This is a genomic window from Ruegeria sp. AO1 (assembly GCF_056535985.1).
Genome location: NZ_JBQFJC010000002.1, coordinates 787,999 through 803,531 on the forward strand (window position 1 = coordinate 787,999; position 15,533 = coordinate 803,531).

At 57.6% G+C, this 15,533-nt stretch carries 15 protein-coding genes; 8 read left to right on the plus strand and 7 right to left on the minus strand.

Annotation, left to right across the window (positions count from 1 at the left end; all coding sequences use genetic code 11):
- Positions 1-193 precede the first annotated feature (193 nt).
- The 7 genes from ACR3FB_RS21640 to ACR3FB_RS21670 all read left to right on the plus strand — a co-directional run bounded on the left by ACR3FB_RS21640 (position 194) and on the right by ACR3FB_RS21670 (position 6,741).
- A complete protein-coding gene (locus ACR3FB_RS21640) occupies positions 194-1,288 on the plus strand; it encodes a TRAP transporter substrate-binding protein (RefSeq protein WP_170380352.1) in 1,095 nt (364 codons plus the stop codon).
- Between the two features lie 81 nt (positions 1,289-1,369).
- Positions 1,370-1,978: a TRAP transporter small permease subunit gene (locus ACR3FB_RS21645; RefSeq protein WP_170380353.1), complete on the plus strand. Its 609-nt coding sequence runs from the start codon at positions 1,370-1,372 to the stop codon at positions 1,976-1,978.
- Positions 1,971-3,335 (plus strand): TRAP transporter large permease, encoded by a 1,365-nt coding sequence (locus ACR3FB_RS21650; RefSeq protein ID WP_170380354.1) that lies wholly within the window; start codon positions 1,971-1,973, stop codon positions 3,333-3,335. The genes ACR3FB_RS21645 and ACR3FB_RS21650 overlap by 8 nt, the downstream gene beginning before the upstream one ends.
- Complete coding sequence (locus ACR3FB_RS21655) at positions 3,332-4,675, plus strand: amidase (RefSeq protein ID WP_480565330.1); 1,344 nt, start codon at positions 3,332-3,334, stop codon at positions 4,673-4,675. The genes ACR3FB_RS21650 and ACR3FB_RS21655 overlap by 4 nt, the downstream gene beginning before the upstream one ends.
- 16 nt (positions 4,676-4,691) lie before the next feature.
- Positions 4,692-4,886: a hypothetical protein gene (locus ACR3FB_RS21660; RefSeq protein ID WP_170380356.1), complete on the plus strand. Its 195-nt coding sequence runs from the start codon at positions 4,692-4,694 to the stop codon at positions 4,884-4,886.
- Positions 4,887-4,890: 4 nt separating this feature from the next.
- Positions 4,891-5,853, plus strand: coding sequence for a 2-hydroxyacid dehydrogenase (locus tag ACR3FB_RS21665; protein ID WP_480565333.1), 963 nt, complete (start codon positions 4,891-4,893; stop codon positions 5,851-5,853).
- Positions 5,854-5,868: 15 nt separating this feature from the next.
- On the plus strand, positions 5,869-6,741 hold the full coding sequence (locus ACR3FB_RS21670; RefSeq protein WP_480565336.1) for an NAD(P)-dependent oxidoreductase: 873 nt from the start codon (positions 5,869-5,871) through the stop codon (positions 6,739-6,741).
- Positions 6,742-6,845: 104 nt separating this feature from the next.
- Here the strand turns inward: ACR3FB_RS21670 and ACR3FB_RS21675 are convergent, their stop codons facing one another.
- The 7 genes from ACR3FB_RS21675 to ACR3FB_RS21705 all read right to left on the minus strand — a co-directional run bounded on the left by ACR3FB_RS21675 (position 6,846) and on the right by ACR3FB_RS21705 (position 13,880).
- Positions 6,846-7,991, minus strand: coding sequence for an ABC transporter permease (locus ACR3FB_RS21675; protein WP_170473775.1), 1,146 nt, complete (start codon positions 7,989-7,991; stop codon positions 6,846-6,848).
- Entirely contained in the window at positions 7,988-8,914 is a 927-nt protein-coding gene (locus ACR3FB_RS21680; protein ID WP_475220125.1) for an ABC transporter ATP-binding protein, read from the minus strand. Before ACR3FB_RS21680 ends, ACR3FB_RS21675 begins: the two co-directional genes overlap by 4 nt.
- A complete protein-coding gene (locus ACR3FB_RS21685; RefSeq protein ID WP_480566893.1) occupies positions 8,911-9,786 on the minus strand; it encodes an HlyD family secretion protein in 876 nt (291 codons plus the stop codon). Before ACR3FB_RS21685 ends, ACR3FB_RS21680 begins: the two co-directional genes overlap by 4 nt.
- Before the next feature lie 300 nt (positions 9,787-10,086).
- Positions 10,087-10,869 carry an FkbM family methyltransferase gene (locus tag ACR3FB_RS21690; protein WP_480565342.1) on the minus strand — a complete coding sequence of 261 codons (783 nt, stop codon included), beginning with the start codon at positions 10,867-10,869 and terminating at the stop codon, positions 10,087-10,089.
- Entirely contained in the window at positions 10,866-11,393 is a 528-nt protein-coding gene (locus tag ACR3FB_RS21695; protein ID WP_425084618.1) for a hypothetical protein, read from the minus strand. Before ACR3FB_RS21695 ends, ACR3FB_RS21690 begins: the two co-directional genes overlap by 4 nt.
- A gap of 239 nt (positions 11,394-11,632) precedes the next feature.
- Positions 11,633-12,760, minus strand: a complete 1,128-nt coding sequence (locus tag ACR3FB_RS21700) for a Hint domain-containing protein (RefSeq protein ID WP_480565347.1) — start codon at positions 12,758-12,760, stop codon at positions 11,633-11,635.
- 208 nt (positions 12,761-12,968) lie between these two features.
- On the minus strand, positions 12,969-13,880 hold the full coding sequence (locus ACR3FB_RS21705; protein ID WP_480565350.1) for a LysR substrate-binding domain-containing protein: 912 nt from the start codon (positions 13,878-13,880) through the stop codon (positions 12,969-12,971).
- Between the two features lie 90 nt (positions 13,881-13,970).
- Between ACR3FB_RS21705 and ACR3FB_RS21710 the strand changes: the two genes are divergently transcribed.
- Positions 13,971-15,491, plus strand: coding sequence for a trimethylamine methyltransferase family protein (locus ACR3FB_RS21710; RefSeq protein ID WP_480565353.1), 1,521 nt, complete (start codon positions 13,971-13,973; stop codon positions 15,489-15,491).
- Positions 15,492-15,533: the final 42 nt, after the last annotated feature.

A 15,533-nucleotide genomic window follows, 5' to 3' on the forward strand; every position in this document is an offset into this window, starting at 1 on the left:
AGTTCAAAAAAATGAAAATAATAAATAAAGCAAAAACAATATATTGCGTATATTTTGACGCCAAAAATGAAAGAGTTTCCAAAATATTTTGAAAAATTGCGAATCTGGCTTATCGTAGATTCTATCCGCTGGAGGGCGGGTTTGGTGCCAATGCCGAAGGGATATCGGCGACGGCCCAGTCTAGGGAGGAAACATGACAAAATCTTTGAACCGCAGAAACTTTCTGCGTGGGTCCGCTGTTGTAGGTGCTGGTGCGCTTGCTGCTCCGGCTGTCCATGCGCAGGAAGGAACGACAATGAAGATGCAGGCAGCCTGGGGCGGCGGCATCTTTCTTGAGAACGCGCAATCCTACGTCAACCGCGTCAATGAAATGTCCGGTGGCAAACTGACGATCGAACTTCTGCCTGTGAATTCGGTCGTAAAAACCAGCCAGATGCAGGACGCGGTCCACCGCGGCGTTCTGGACGCGGCGCATTACGTTCCGGCCTACTGGTACTCGAAATCCAAGACGGCATCGCTGTTCGGAACGGGTCCGTGCTTTGGCTGGTCCAGCCAAGAGGTTCTGGGCTGGGTGAACTATGGCGGCGGTCAGGAACTGTTTGACGAGCTGATGGGCATCCTTGGCCTGAACGTTGTGTCCTTCTTCAACTCGCCCATGCCCGCACAGCCACTGGGTTGGTTCAAAGAGGAAATCACAAGCTCGGATCAGATGAACGGTCTGAAATACCGTACAGTTGGTCTTGCGGCAGATGTTCTGCTTGAGATGGGCATGTCCGTTGTGCAGCTGCCCGGGGGCGAGATCCAGCCCGCGATGAAGTCCGGCCTGATTGATGCGGCCGAGTTCAACAACCCCACATCCGACCGCGACTTTGGTATGCAGGACGTGTCCAAACACTATCATCTGGCCTCGTTCCACCAGAGCCAGGAGTTCTTCGAGGTCACGTTCAACAAAGACAAGTTCAACGCGCTTGCGCCCGAGCTTCAGGCGATCCTGAAATACGCGTCCGAGGCCGAGAACTCGAACTTCTACTGGAACAACACCAAGCGCTACGCTGACGATCTGGTGACGCTGGCCGAAGAGCAGGGTGTCAACGTGTATCGCACGCCTGACAGCGTGATGCAGGCCCAGCTCGAGGCTTGGGATGTTGTGGTCGAAAGGATCTCGAACGAAGATCCGTTCTTTGCCAAGGTTGTCGACAGCCAGAAGGCCTATGCGAAGACTGTCATGAACTACCTCAATCTCAACCAGCCTGACTACAAGCTGGCGTATAAGCACTACTTCGGCTGAGGCCTGACACTCTTTGAAAACGGAAGGTCGCGCCGGCGCGCGGCTTTCTGAACTGCGGGCGGAACAGGCGAGGAACTGACCTTGATCAAGACAATCCACGCCATCGAAGGGCTAAGCCAATGGGTCGGCAAAGCCTTCGGTTGGTGCATCCTAATTCTGACACTTTCGGTGTCCTACGAAGTGTTCGTCCGGTACGTGCTGAACAAGCCGACCGTCTGGGCGTTCGATATGATGGTACAGATGTATGGCGCCTTGTTCCTGATGGCCGGGGCCTATGCGCTGGCGCAAGACGCGCATGTGCGCGGTGACGTGCTGTACCGCCTTTTCTCGGTCCGCTGGCAGGCGCGGGTCGATTTCGTTCTGTATATTATCTTTTTCTTTCCCGGCATGTTTGCCCTGTTCTGGTACGGCTGGGAAATCGCCAAGGACAGCTGGCGCTATGAAGAAGTCAGCTGGAACAGCCCCGCCAGAATTCAGATTTATTTCTTCAAAACTCTGATCCCCGTCGCCGGTGTCTTGCTGATGCTGCAAGGGCTTGCCGAGATGGCAAGATGCTGGCTGGCGATGCGAAATGGCGTCTGGCTCGACCGTCTGGATGACGTACGTGAGACCGAAGACATGCTGATGGAATCAACCGTCGACCGAATTCATACAACAGGCACCAAGCAAGGAGGTCGCAGCGATGACTGATCCACAAGTCGCCATCCTGATGCTCAGCCTCTTTATTGTGCTGGTTCTGTTGGGCTTTCCGATTGCGTTCACACTGCTCGCCATGGGTGTCGCGTTCGGGTATTATGCCTACTACCAGTCCGCGCCCGAGAGCATTGCGGACATCTTCAACAACAACATCTTCTACCTGCTGAACCAGAACACCTATTCGGTGATGGAGAATGACACGCTTGTTGCCATCCCCTTGTTCCTGTTCATGGGCTACGTGGTCGAAAGGGCGAACATCGTCGACCGGTTGTTCTTTTCGCTCTACATGGCGGCCCGCAACTTGCCCGGATCTCTGGCGATCGCGGCGCTGCTAACGTGTGCGGTTTTCTCGACAGCGTCGGGGATTGTGGGCGCCGTTGTCACCCTGATGGGATTGCTGGCCTATCCGGCAATGGCCAACGCGGGGTATCAGCGCAGTTTTGCCTCGGGCGTGATCTGCGCCGGTGGCACGTTGGGCATCCTGATCCCACCGTCGATCATGTTGATCGTCTACGCCGCCATTGCCGAGCTTTCTCCGCTGCGCCTCTATGCAGCGGCGGTCTTTCCGGGCCTCATGCTGGCGGGTCTCTACATCGTCTACGTCATGGTGCGTGTCTGGCTGAACCCGTCGCTGGCCCCCAAGCCGCAGGAGGATGATGTTCCGCCAAAACGGCAGATCTACATGGACCTGCTGATCTCGTTCGTGCCGTTGACCGTTTTGATCCTGCTGGTGCTTGGCTCAATCCTCGGCGGTCTTGCAACGCCGGCCGAAGCGGCGGCGATGGGTGCCTTGGGCGGGCTTGTGCTGGCAGTGCTCTACCGGTCGCTCACCTGGGACAAGGTCAAGCAAAGTGTCTTCCTCACGGCCAAGGCCACCGCCATGGTGTGCTGGTTATTCGTGGGCTCGTGGACCTTTGCGTCGATCTTTTCATATCTCGGCGGGCATGACGTGATCGAGCATTGGGTTGTTGGGATGAACCTTCAGCCCTGGCAGTTCCTTGTGCTTGCGCAGTTGATCATCTTCCTGCTGGGCTGGCCGCTTGAATGGTCCGAGATTCTGATCATCTTCGTGCCGATCTTCCTGCCCATGCTCGAGACGTTTGGCGTCAACCCGTATTTCTTCGCGATGCTGGTAGCTCTGAACTTGCAGACTTCATTCCTGACACCACCGATGGCCATGTCGGCCTACTATTTGAAGGGGGTCCTAAAGAACCAGATCCAGCTGATGGAGATCTTCCGAGGTCTGATGCCCTATCTGGCCATCGTGATCCTGTGCATGGTGCTGATGTATCAGTTCCCGGGCATCGCGCTGTGGCTGCCTGACTACCTGTTCGGGGTCTGGGTGCCATGACCAAACACGATCTGTCATTGTTCTCGGCGGTTCAATCCGCCGAGGGCATTCGGGACGGGCGTATCTTGTCCGAAGCACTGGTTGAGGACTGTCTCAAACGCATCGAAGAGACCGACAGCACCATCCGCGCCTGGGCTTACCTGGATGCGGGCGTTGCGCTGGATCAGGCGCGCGAGCTGGATCGCATTCGCAAGGCAGGACGAGCGACTGGCCCCTTGCACGGGGTGCCCGTGGGGCTGAAGGACATTGTCGACACAAAAGACATGCCCACACAGAGGGGCACACCGATCTTTTCGGGTCGACAGCCGGAGGCAGATGCTAGGCTCGTAGAATGCCTGCGCGAGGCCGGCGCCGTTATCATGGGCAAGACCAAGACGACCGAGCTTGCCTTTATGCATCCGACCGAAACCACCAACCCTTTTGATGCGACCAGAACACCAGGGGGGTCGTCCAGCGGATCGGCAGCGGCCGTTGCGGCAAGACATGTGCCTCTGGCCATCGGCACCCAGACCGGGGGCTCGGTTATCCGTCCGGCCTCTTATTGCGGCGTCTATGGTTTCAAACCCACGCAGGGAATGATCTCGCGACATGGGGTTTTCAGGACGTCGGTCTCTTTGGACCACGTTGGGGGGTTCGCCAACGCGCTGGAAGATATCGCTTTGTTGACAGACGTGGTGGCTGGATATGACCAGCGCGACCCCGCCAGCTTTGCCCGGCCGCGAGCGGATATGCTGTCCGGCGCGCAGGCGGAGGTTCCTGTCGAACCGAACATTGCCTGGCTGGAATTTCCATTCAACGATCGCCTTGATCCAGATGCGCTTGAGGGGTTGAACGCCGTTTTCGAGGGGCTTGGTGGAAGGGTCGAACGTTTTTCGGTATCGCCTCAACTGGCCGATCTGATCACCGTTCACAAAACGATCTACGACTACGAAATTCGCCAAAACATGGCCGAAATCTCGAATGCGCATTGGCCGGACCTCAGCCCCGAGATGCAATCCGCGATCAACCGCGGCGGAGATATCAGCGACGCCCAATATGAAGACGCCTTGGCCGTCATGGCCTCCGCTCAGGGCTTCTTCGCCGAGTATTTCAATGAATTCGACGCAATCCTGGCCCCGGCAGCAACCGGCGAAGCCGTGCCGCTAAGCGAGGGCCATACCGGAGATTCCGTTTTCTGCCTCACCTGGACGCTGGCAGGTTTGCCCTGCCTCACGCTGCCTTTGTTGGTGGGGCGGAATGACTTGCCCATTGGTGTCCAGCTGATCGGCGCGGTCGAAGAAGACGATCGGCTTCTTCGCACAGCTTCATGGGTTCAAAGAACCCTCAGAACGCAAGAATAGAAGGGAGAGTAATCCTATGTCACGACTGACAAATATTCTCATGGGCCTCATTGGCACCGGCTTGATGATGGTGTTCGTTCTCGGCCTTGCCCACAGTATCTCGACCGGTTTCGCCGGGTTCTGGGGTGGTTTTCCATTCTTGTGTATTGCGGTCTTCGTCATAGCCCTTGCGCTGTACAATTTCTGGGAAGACGCGATCAAAAAGGACTGACCCCATGAGCGATAGACCCGTTCTCTGGCTACCGCGTCGGGTGTCCGATGCCACGATTGCGCGCGCACGACAAGGCTATGACGTGATCCTGAACGAGGCCGACACGCCAGGCACGGCAGACGAGATCATCGCCATGAGCGCGAAGGTCGACGCGATGATGCCCTGTCACTCGGAGCATTTCTCGGCCGAGGTCGTCTCAAAGCTTGATCCACGGCTGAAGATTGTGGCGAACCATTCAGTGGGCGTAGATCATTGTGACCTTCCGGCGCTGGCGGCGAAGGGGATTGTCGTGACAAACACGCCTGACGTCCTGTCAGACGCCACGGCTGAGCTTGCGATGTTGCTGACGCTGGGCGCGGCGCGGCACGCGGTCCGAGGGGACCGCCTAATGCGCACCGGTGCCTGGGACAGCTGGAGCCCGTCTTTCATGGTCGGCAAACAGGTCACTGGCGCTCGGCTTGGGATTGTCGGTATGGGTCGTGTGGGCCGCGCGTTCGCAGAAAAGGCGCGCGGTTTTGATATGGAGGTTCACTACTTCAACCGCAGCCGCCTGTCGCCTGAACAAGAGCACGGAGCCACATACCACGACAGCATCGAAACGTTGTTGATGGTGGCGGATTTCTTGTCACTGCATTGTCCTGCAACACCGGAAACCGTGAACCTGATGGATGCCCAAAATCTGGCAAAACTGCCTGACGGCGCGGTTCTGGTGAATTCGGCGAGGGGTGCGCTTGTTGACGAAGACGCGCTTCTGCACGCGATCGAAAGCGGCAAGCTGGCCGCTGCCGGGCTAGATTGCTTCAAGACTGAACCCGGTGGAAACCCAAAATTCGCCGCGCATGAAAACATCTTCATGTTGCCGCATATCGGAAGCGCCACAACCAAAACCCGAGACGCTATGGGCTTTCGAGCGTTGGACAATCTGGATGCTTTTTTTGCGGGTCAAACACCGCGAGACCTTTTGTAGTAGAGGACATAAGTAATGGCTAAACTTGCTTTTCTCGGCCTGGGCGTGATGGGCTATCCGATGGCAGGCCACTTGCAGGCCGCAGGCCACGAAGTAACGGTTTTCAACCGGACGGCGGCTAAAGCTGAAGCCTGGGTTGCCGAACATGGTGGCTTGATGGCGGCAACCCCGCGCGCCGCGGCTGAGGGGGCAGATTTTGTCATGACCTGTGTGGGGAATGACGATGACCTACGAAGCGTTTGCACCGGGGCAGACGGAGCGTTCTCCGGGATGTCGCAAAGCACCACGCTCGTTGACCACACCACCGTTTCAGCTAAAGTCACACGCGAGTTGTATGCGGCGGCGAAGGATCAGGGTTTGGGCTTTGTAGACGCGCCGATTTCGGGCGGTCAGGCGGGGGCCGAAAACGGTGTCCTTTCGATCATGTGCGGCGGGGATCAGTCTGTTTACGATGCAGCCGAGCCGATCATGCAGGTCTATTCGAAGATCTGTCGTCGGATTGGCGAAAGCGGTTCGGGTCAGATGACGAAGATGAGCAACCAAATTGCGATCGCTGGTCTGGTTCAGGGCTTGAGCGAGGCCCTGCATTTCGCCGAGAAAGCCGGTCTGGACGGGCGTGCGGTCGTCGAGGTTATCAGCCAAGGCGCAGCAGGAAGCTGGCAGATGGCCAACAGGTACGAAACGATGCTGGACGACCATTTTGACCACGGTTTTGCCGTGGACTGGATGCGCAAAGATCTGGGGATTTGTCTTGATACTGCAAATGAAACCGGGGCGAGCCTTCCGGTGACGGCGTTGGTCGATCAGTTTTACAAGGATGTTCAGAAACTCGGCGGCGGCCGCTGGGATACCTCGTCTTTGCTAAAGAGACTTCGGGCCTTGGATTGAACAACACGCCTGCGATTTCGAGGCCTACCGGCTGAACGCTTTCAATGCAAACCGAGATAGGGCGGTGATTTGCCTGACACGCTGTTCAAACGCCAGATGGTTTATTAGCCTAGGCGCTTCTTGAACCTCAGCGTTGCTGCCAGCAATCCGAAAATGGCAAAGCCGATCATCCACAAGATCTCCGAGCGCAGATCATAGAGAGAGGCGTCGCGCAAAACCACGCCTCGGATCATCTCCATGAAATGCGTGGCCGGCAGCACCTGTGCGATGATCTGCACCGGTTGAGGCATGCCGTCGAAGGGAAACATGAACCCCGACATCAGGATAGACGGCAGGAGGATAAAGAGGGTCATCTGCATCGACTGAAGCTGGTTCTGGGCCAGAGTTGAAATCACCAGCCCCAACGACAGGCTGGCGATGATGAACAACAGCGTCACCACCAGCAATGTGCCCAGCCCTCCGTTTATGGGGACGTCAAACAGCAGATGACCTAGCCCCAGAATGATCGCGACCTGGATCAGACCCAGAAAGATGTAGGGGATGATCTTGCCCAGCATCAACTCGATCGACTTGATCGGCGTGTTGATCAGCATCTCCATATTGCCGCGTTCGCGTTCCCGAACGATCGCGGCCGAGGTGAACAGGATCATCGTCATCGTCAGGATCACCCCCACAAGACCCGGCACGATATTGACCGCTGATCGCTGTTCAGGGTTGAAGTACAGCGTCACCTCAAATGTCGGAACCTGCCGGTTTGCAGGCAGTCTTAGTAGTTCGGTCAAGGGCATTGTCCGCAGGGATTTGATCGCGCTTGCCACCATCGTGTCCGAGCCATCGACGATCCAATGCGCGACGGGTCGACTGCTGGTTTGATCTGTTGAATTGGGCAAGCCTAGCCCGACAGACGGGCTGCGGGCAAGGCGTTGGCTGACGTCTGGGGGGATGATCAGTGCGGCCCGCACGCGGGATTGTGTGATCGCGCGCTCGGCCTCTTGTGGGGTTGCCAGTTGTTCGGTGACCGTCACGACCTGCGTGGCCTGAACCATCTGCGTCAACATGCGTGACAGCTCGGTTTGGGATTGATCGACAACAGCCACAGGCACGTGGCGCAGATTGGTGTTGATCGCGTATCCGAACAACAAAAGCTGGATCAGCGGGATCATGATGACCATGGCGAAGGTCATCCTGTCCCGCCGCAGCTGCAACAGCTCTTTCCTAAGGACGGCTGCTATCCGGCGGGCCGAGATCATTGGTCTTCCCCCCGCGTGGCGCTGACAAAGACGTCTTCTAGATTTGGCCTCTGAGGTGTCAGGGACAGATCGGAGAACCCCTCGAGCCGGGCGCGCAGCATGTCCACCGGCTGAGGCTCGGCTTTGTCCACCAGAACCCGCAAGCGAGAGCCGACCTGAGCGGTCGACAATATCTTTGGCGTGCCGTCCAGCTCATGTTTGACGTTGCGCAGATCCGGGCCTTCGACCTCGACAACGTCGGCTTGAAGATCATTCATAAGCTGGCGCGGTGATCCGTCCGCTTTCTTGACACCATGCTGAAGGATGGCTAGGCGGTGGCAGCGCTCGGCCTCATCCATAAAATGGGTGGAAACGATCATGGTGGCACCCTGATCGACAAGATCGAACAATTGCTCCCAGAATGTGCGGCGTGTTTCGGGATCAACGGCCGAGGTCGGCTCGTCCAGAAACAGCAGTTTAGGCCGGTGCAGGATCGTGGCCGCAAGGGCCAGCTTTTGCCGCTGCCCTCCGCTCATGCTGCCGCTGAGTTGATTTACGTTGGTCGTCAGGTCGTAAGTGTGTAGCAGCTCGTCGATCCGATCTTTCGCTGCTTTTGCCGGGATACCGTAGATTTCCGCCGCGAACCTGAGGTTCTCCAGCACGGTCAGGTCGCGGTAGTAAGAGAAGATCTGGGTCATGTACCCGATCTCATTCTTCAGCGGTTCTGCTGCCTCAGGCATGGATCGACCAAGAACCGAGATGGATCCGCTGGTCGGTGTCAGTAGCCCGGTCAACATGCGCATGGTCGTGGTCTTGCCACAGCCGTTGGGGCCGAGAAACCCGTAGATCTGGCCTGTTCTGATCTCAAGATCCAGATCGTTGACGGCGGTGTTTGTTCCGAACTGCCGGGTCAGGCCGCGTGTCGACACAACGACGTCTGTCATGGCATGGGAACCTGCACTGGAACCCCGGCAGGCAGATCCGGCGACGCGGTGGGTAAATCAATCTCGGCCAGATAGACAAGCCGCGTCCGGTCATCTTGGTTCAAACCATAGTAAGGCGTGAAGGACGCGTCGTCACTGATCCACCGGACCACGCCGTCCAGCGGGGCATCCAGCCCGTCGACATTCACCTCCAGCGTATCGCCGGGTTTCAGTGTCACGCGATGCGGTTCGGGTACATAGACGCGGGCATAGGGCGTCTGCCCCGTGACCAGAACGGCCACGGGGCTGCCGGTTGTCACCCGTTCACCGAGGTTCCAAGGCAGCGAGTCCAGGACGCCGTCGCGTGTTGCGACAACGGTCAGATCCTCCAAGACGGTCTGTTCCGCATCGACCGATGCTTCGGCTGCGCGGACGTTTGCTTCCGCAACGGCGAGATCTTCGGGGCGGGTGCCGTTCTGCAGCTCTTTCAACGTTTCCTGAGCACCGACCAATTCGGCGCGTGCCGAGTCCCGTAAGGCCAGATCATTTGCGACCTGCGCCTCGGTCACGACCGAGTTTTCAACCAAACGGGCATTGCGTTCATAGATAGCTTCGGCATCGGCCAATCGCGCGGTAGCTCCGGCGACCTTGGCTTGGGCAATTGCGATCTCTTCCTCGCGCGGTCCGACCTGCAGCTTCAAAAGTGTGGCTTTTGCTTTTTCCAGTTCGGCTTGCGCCAGGTTCAGCTTTGCGGTCTGTAACGTGGGATCAAGTTGAACCAGCGTGTCTCCGGCCATGACGACCGAGCCTTCGGCAACGGGCAGATCGACGATGATTTCGCTGGCCGTCGCGGTCAATGCGACGCGGTCGCGTGCCAGTACGCCAAGGGCCACGCTCGTATCCGAGGCAGAGCATCGGTCCAGAACCGCAGGCAGTATTGACGCCAATATCAAAGGTATGGGGATCGACAAATTCAGCACAGGGTCCCTCCGGGTGTTAACCTCTGGTCGCATTGGACGTTTTGTTGAACCATACAATCATGAAATCGGAATTGTATATATTGTCGAGCCATCCACGGAGGCCGCGCCGATCATGCAATGCGTTGCGCCGGCCTCAAGCCTCAAGCTTGTCCTGACAAACCATTTCCCTGCTATGCCTTCGGCAGTGTTGGATCAATGGGGTTCTCAAGAGCATCAAAAGTCAAAACGCGCGCTGTCATAGTGGGCGAATAGAACGTCACAGTCATCAGACTCCGGTCGAATGGGTCTGGGGAAATCCAGAATTTCAAACCCGTTCTGACCCATGAAAGAGACCAGCTCTGAGAACCTGTATCCACCCACATAGCGCCGTTTCACATTCGCTTCGGCCAACACAAATTCGGTTCTTTTCAGGGTTTCTGTTGCGCCTTTCACGACCTCCAACTCGAACCCTTCGGTATCAATCTTGATGCCGATCGGGCCCTGCAGGTCTGCCGTCAGACTGTCCAGCCTACGCATCGGAACCTCGCGCGTTTCAAACGATGCGAACTGGGCTTTGTTCCGCCCTTCGAACTCCATGGCCGTTGCTCGGCTTGTGCGGGTTTTCGTAGCCGTCGAGGGGATGTTGACCGTGATGTTGCCGTCTTCGGGACCTAGGGCGCAGCACTCGAACCGAAAATCCAGTTTGCCTTCGTATTTTTGGACCCTTTGCTGGGATTCGATCAACGGGTCCACAAGCAGGAACTTTGCTTGCGGAAAGGCGTCGTAGATCATCGGGGTGCCCTGATCTACGCCAATATCGATGACGGATTCAGGCTGAAACCCGAAGCCCCGCAAAACTGCGGCGGTTGGTTTGGTCTGTTCGATTTCAAACCCACGGCGCGACAAGGCACGAAACAGCTTGCGCGGTCGGATTTCGGCGCCCGGCTCTTTTGGCGCTAGGTCTACCCCCAGCTCACGCAAGTGACTAAGGAACAGGCGAGGTGTCGAACGTGTCATGTCGTGGGCCGGTCTGGTTGGTGTTCAAGAAGGATGTTCATAAGCTTGGGGCTTATCACCTCGGGCGAGTGCATTTGCGCATGTTTCAAACAGGCCTGTCGCAGCCTCTGATACTCTGAGGTTTCCATCTGCAGCGATCGGATCATGGCGCGGATCAACCCTCGGGGCAAGCTTGGGTCATAGAGTGTTGTCTCATGCAGTTCCGGCGGCGTGACTTCTGTCATGTCGCCCGGGGCAGGGCCGATGATAAGCAACCCGAAACATGCCGAAAAACAAAACATGTTTGGGCTGCGATCTGGAATAGGATGTGCGAGTTTGATGTCCTGTGGCTCAAACGACCCGAGACAGCTTGGATGAGAAATCACGTGAATGCGGCTTGCGTCGGCTCGTTTGACCAGCGACTGGCAGGCTTGGCGAAAGCCTCCACGGCTGATCACTTTGTGCGGGCGGGCATTGTGAATTGTCCAGACCAACCGACCGCCATGCGCGCGGTAGCTTTCAATCGACTGTTCCGCCTTGTGCAAAAGGTCCGCGTTGTTTCGCGCACCGGCATCACGGCTAAAAATCCTATCCTCCCAATGCAAATGTGCTACTGAGTTGTTTGGCCGGATCTAAACTAAGAGGAATGCCTTTGCTGCCGCCCACAAATTCGACCCGGTCCGCCACGCAGCGATTCATCATAATGCGCTTATAGGGGTTTCCGTCGGCAGTCAGAATATACGGGATCTGAGCGGGTATTTAGGTACAGGGGCTGGGTCCCTGCTCAGTTATGGGCAGCCTGACCGTCGAACAGGGGTTTGCGGTTCCCGCGGTGACGCTCGACAAGCTTCGAAATCCACTTGCCCTTTCCGGGCACCAACCTTGCCGTTAGCGGTCTAAAATCAACCGCCGCGCATTCTGGGAACAGCTCTTTGATCTCTTGCCGCGCTTCGGGCGAGATGGCCTGCATGGTTAGCGGCCCCAGAAAGAGGCTTTCCGTGGGCGCGCCGTTGGACCAAATGATCTCATGCTGATCGAACAAGATGTGGTGATACCGAACTCCACCAGACAGGTCGTCCAAAACATCGACACCGCTCAATGGCAGCAGTTTCTTCGCGGGCAGCAGGACATCCTGACAGTCGAACATCCGTTTGGCGATGGCTGAGGAAACCAAAATCCGGTGCTGAGGCGACACGATCAGATCGCGCTGCGGATAGCCAGGACCCAGCGCATTCGCCCTGATCACAATGGGTTTGAGATGAGGCTTGTCCTCAAGTTGGTTTTGGCTCAGGTAACGAGAGCCAATCCAGCAAACCGGCCGCAGCCCGTTGTCATATGTCAGGACCTGATCACCGACCTTCAGGTCCTCGACCCGGATAAACCCCTCTGATGTTTCGATCAGTGTTCCTGATGCAAAACAGGGTACATCCTCGAATTCACCGCTCGCATTGGTCGGGCCGGTCACGACCTGATCGATTTCGATGGTGTTGTCACCATCCTCGTTCCAGGCGGCGGCGATTGCGTCGGTGTTGACGGTTAGGCCGTTGAACAATTCCAGCGGAACAAGCGCGCCATCGTTGGACTTCACGCCGAACAGGGCGATGGTACCGTCTGGGTTCACCTCGAGCCTGACAACAGGATCAGTGTCCGAGTTTTGAAGTTGCCAAACGGCGGGCGTATTCACCTCGTACCGGTCGCCATCTGCAAATCGCACGGTTTGACCTGAGGTCCCGCTAATCTGGAACTGTAGCTCATTGGGTGCTCCGGCGGGGCCGCCGACAAAAAGATCAACACCGTTGATCTGCACGCTGAAGCTGTTGTCGAGCAGCCTGAAGTCGATGACAAACCCCCCGCCGGGGGTTGTGTCCGTGAATGTGGTGGATGCGCCGCCGACGATGCTGAAATCTGGCATTCAAGTCTCGTTTCAACCTGTAACCTGTTTTCCTTCCGTAGACGCGTAAACCCTTGCTTCTTCAAGACAGAAATTCGTTCATTTTGTGAAAAATTCGCCCCTGACGTCAGGTCTATTGGTTCTGCCCTAGACCGACGTGGGAATCCGCGGGCAGCGTCCTGACGCATATTCGGGGCGGGAGCGCGCGCCACTCAATGGCTTGCCGCACTCAGGCGGCCTCGTCCAGAGTGCGCAAAACCCAATCTCTTACCTTTCGCGCATCATCGGACAGAGGGGTTTTCTTGGACCAGACGAGATAGAACCCTTTGCCCGTCGTCCATTGCCAATCGGATCGGGCAGCCAGCAGACCCTGATCGACAAGACGGTCGGTCAGGTGTTTCCAGCCGAAGGCAAACCCCTCACCGGCCATCGCCGCCTGCAGGACAAGCGCATAGTCATTCAGCCGCAGCCCCGTGTTCGGAACTGCCGTCCTGATTGAGAAATTGGCGAACCAATCGCTCCAACTGGGACGCTGACGAATGGGTTCTTCCAGATGAATGAGGCGTTGGGATAGGAGATTGGGCAGGCTTCTCAGATCAACTGCGGCGGCCATGACGCGGGGCGAGGCGACGGGATAGATCGCCTCGGGCGCGATCAGGGCGCTTTCGCAATCCGCCCAGTTTCCATCCCCCAGACGCACCGCAAGGCTGATGTTTTCCGCGTCGATATCCGGTTCCCGGTCACTGGATTGCAGGCGCAAGTCGATCTTTGGGTGTTGGCTTTGCAGATCGGCCAGTCGCGGCATGATCCAATAGTTGTTGAAGGCCGTCGATGCGCTGAGGGTGACATAGCCCGCCTGTTTGGTCTGTCGGATGGACTCAACCGACAGCGCCAATTGCTCGAACGCCCGCGAGACATCAGCCAGCAGCCGCTCGCCCGCTCCGGTCAGGACGACCTTGCGGTGAACGCGGGTGAACAGGGGCGTTCCCAAGCCTTCTTCCAGCCTGCGAATGGCAACGCTGACGGCGGGTTGCTGCACGTTCAACTCCTGCGCGGCGCGGGTAAAGGACTGAAGGCGGGCGGCGGCCTCGAATACGACCAGATTGCGAGGGGAACCAAGCTGTTTCCAGAGTTCTAGCATAAACTGTGTTTATGCTAAGCATTCAAATTTTCAAGCGTCACATGCGTTTTATTGTTGATTAATATGCACCCAAAAAATGGAGTGCTCTTAATGGCTCGGCGCGCACGTCAATCCCGTTCCCGCGGTTCCGAGGCCGGTTCTGTCCCGGCTTCCCCCTATATCCAACGAAAGTTGGCGTACTTTGATCCTCTCAACGAGGAAGAACTGGTCCGCCTTGAGGCTCAGGTCGACTGGATATTCCAGGACGTGGGAATCGCCTTCCGCGACGACCCCGAAGCGCTGGAGCTGTGGCGCCGTGAAGGAGCGCGGGTCGAAGGCGATATCGTGCGGGCTGACGCGCAATGGATTCGCAGCCTGTGCGCCAAGGCGCCCAAAAGCTTCAAACAAGTCGCGCGCAACCCCGAACGCTCGGTCGTGATCGGCGACGGCAATCAGGTTTTTGCACCTGTCTACGGCGCACCCTTCGTGCGTGACCTCGAAGGCGGTCGCCGCTACGGCGATATCGAGTCCTTCGAAAAGCTGGTGAAGCTGACATACATGCATCCGAACCTGCACCATGGCGGTTTCGTGACCTGCGAACCCTGCGACGTGCCGGTCAGCAAGCGTCACCTCGACATGATGTTCGCGCATATGACCCTCAGCGACAAACCGCATCTGGGCGCCATCACCGAGATGAGCCGCGCGCAAGACAGTGTCGACATGGCCGAGATCGTCTTTGGTGCGGATTTCATGGAAGACAACTGCGTCATCATGGGCAACGTGAACACCAACTCGCCGCTGCTGGTCGACCGCGTGGTGACCGAGTCGGCGCGGGTCTATTCGTCGCGCGGTCAGGGCCTGATCGTGGTTCCGTTCATCCTGTCGGGCGCAATGGGTCCGGTCAGCACCGCCGCCAGTGTCGCACAGGCCATGGCCGAGGCGATGATGGTCTGCGCCTACGTCCAACTGCTGCGCCCCGGCGCGCCCTTTGTTCTGGGCAATTTCCTGTCGTCCATGTCGCTGAAATCCGGCGCACCGACCTTTGGTATGCCCGAACCGGTGATCTCGAACTACGCCATTGGGCAACTGGCCCGCCGCGCTGGTCTGCCGCTGCGCTGCGGAGGCTCTCTGACCGCCTCCAAGATCGAAGACGCGCAGGCCGCCTATGAATCGGCGGATTCGATGCACTCGACCATGCTGGCCGGTGCAAACTTTGTTCTTCACTCGGCCGGTTGGCTCGAAGGCGGCCTGTGCACCGGGTTCGAGAAACTGATCATGGACGCTGACCGTCTTGGCTCGTACCAAAAGGTTCTCAGCCAGGGGCTGGACACCAGCGACGACGCCTTCGCTCGTAATGCATATGATGAGGTCGACGCAGGCGGTCACTTCCTGGGCTGCGCCCACACCATGCGCAACTACCAGACCGCATTCTATGAACCCAAGCTCAGCGACAGCGAAAATGTCGAAAGCTGGGAAGAGGGCGGTTCCAAGGACATGCGCCGCCGCGCCTATGAGCGCTGGAACCAGATGCTGAACGAATACCAGCCCCCCGCCATGGACGAGGCCAAGAAAGAAGAACTGGCCACCTATGTGGCCAAACGCAAAGAAGAGATCCCGGACGCCTGGTACTAAAACCGGGATCCCTTCATCTGGCCAGAAATATCCTCGGGGGGA

Coding starts and splice junctions, on each gene's coding strand:
- ACR3FB_RS21640 (WP_170380352.1), top strand. CDS start 194: ATGACAAAATCTTTGAACCGCAGAAACTTTCTGCGTGGGTCCGCTGTT.
- ACR3FB_RS21650 (WP_170380354.1), top strand. CDS start 1,971: ATGACTGATCCACAAGTCGCCATCCTGATGCTCAGCCTCTTTATTGTG.
- ACR3FB_RS21655 (WP_480565330.1), top strand. CDS start 3,332: ATGACCAAACACGATCTGTCATTGTTCTCGGCGGTTCAATCCGCCGAG.
- ACR3FB_RS21660 (WP_170380356.1), top strand. CDS start 4,692: ATGTCACGACTGACAAATATTCTCATGGGCCTCATTGGCACCGGCTTG.
- ACR3FB_RS21665 (WP_480565333.1), top strand. CDS start 4,891: ATGAGCGATAGACCCGTTCTCTGGCTACCGCGTCGGGTGTCCGATGCC.
- ACR3FB_RS21670 (WP_480565336.1), top strand. CDS start 5,869: ATGGCTAAACTTGCTTTTCTCGGCCTGGGCGTGATGGGCTATCCGATG.
- ACR3FB_RS21675 (WP_170473775.1), bottom strand. CDS start 7,991: ATGATCTCGGCCCGCCGGATAGCAGCCGTCCTTAGGAAAGAGCTGTTG.
- ACR3FB_RS21680 (WP_475220125.1), bottom strand. CDS start 8,914: ATGACAGACGTCGTTGTGTCGACACGCGGCCTGACCCGGCAGTTCGGA.
- ACR3FB_RS21690 (WP_480565342.1), bottom strand. CDS start 10,869: ATGACACGTTCGACACCTCGCCTGTTCCTTAGTCACTTGCGTGAGCTG.
- ACR3FB_RS21700 (WP_480565347.1), bottom strand. CDS start 12,760: ATGCCAGATTTCAGCATCGTCGGCGGCGCATCCACCACATTCACGGAC.
- ACR3FB_RS21705 (WP_480565350.1), bottom strand. CDS start 13,880: ATGCTAGAACTCTGGAAACAGCTTGGTTCCCCTCGCAATCTGGTCGTA.
- ACR3FB_RS21710 (WP_480565353.1), top strand. CDS start 13,971: ATGGCTCGGCGCGCACGTCAATCCCGTTCCCGCGGTTCCGAGGCCGGT.